This is a genomic window from Pseudonocardia sp. EV170527-09, from assembly GCF_008369905.1.
Classification (GTDB): domain Bacteria; phylum Actinomycetota; class Actinomycetes; order Mycobacteriales; family Pseudonocardiaceae; genus Pseudonocardia.
Genome location: NZ_VRMC01000697.1, coordinates 1 through 230, shown reverse-complemented (window position 1 = coordinate 230; position 230 = coordinate 1). Strand labels below are relative to the sequence as shown.

General features: G+C 63.9%; 1 protein-coding gene. It reads left to right on the top strand.

The genetic code is table 11. The annotated features are described in order from the left end of the window. The coding region (locus FVA95_RS30525; RefSeq protein ID WP_193564471.1) for a class I SAM-dependent methyltransferase at nucleotides 1-230 on the top strand (230 nt) is incomplete at both ends.

Genomic DNA, 230 nt, shown 5'->3' with positions numbered 1-230 from the left:
ATCCGGCGTTCTTCCAGATGGCCTATGACGCGTTGCCGTCCGACGGCGTCATGCTGCTGCACACCATCTGCGGCATCGACCCGCGCCGGGCCGCGGAAATGGGCATCCCGCTGACGTTCGCGTTGGCCAGGTTTGTGAAGTTCATCGTGACCGAGATCTTCCCCGGTGGCCGTCTGCCGTCCATCGAGATGGTCGAAAACCTCTCCACCGCAGCCGGATTCCGCGTCACC